Genomic DNA, 333 nt, shown 5'->3' with positions numbered 1-333 from the left:
ACGAATCGCTTGATTACAAACGGCAGACGGAAGAATAGTTTCTACATCTTTTGTAGTCATTTTCGGAAATGCCCCCAGTTGTTCAGCCCGTTCGGTTAGTTGATTGACTACCCGAATGTACTCATTTCCCAATTGACCTAGAATGGCTGGTTGATCAGGAAATATGCGTATCTTAACGGTTAAAGCTTGCATGTGTTCACCCCCTTTTCTTTTGTTCTTCAACATAACGCTTGACGGTTTCGCTTGATACGTTTCCAGCTGTACTAACGAAAAAAGAACGTGTCCACAGACTAGGCGAATGAACAAGATGCTCAAACTCCTGCCTTAATATTC

Annotated in this window: 1 protein-coding gene and 1 pseudogene; both read right to left on the bottom strand. The window is 42.3% G+C overall.

The window, feature by feature from the left end; translation table 11 throughout:
* A pseudogene (locus tag ABEW73_RS33755) lies at positions 1-192 on the bottom strand (RNA-guided endonuclease TnpB family protein); the annotation flags it as partial.
* A gap of 4 nt (positions 193-196) precedes the next feature.
* Positions 197-333, bottom strand: a 137-nt coding sequence (locus ABEW73_RS33750; protein WP_430206430.1) for a transposase, incomplete at its 5' end; no start/stop codon positions are given.

It is taken from the genome of Paenibacillus lautus (assembly GCF_050482385.1).
Lineage (GTDB): Bacteria > Bacillota > Bacilli > Paenibacillales > Paenibacillaceae > Paenibacillus_AQ > Paenibacillus_AQ lautus_B.
This window is presented reverse-complemented; position numbering and strand designations above follow the sequence as displayed.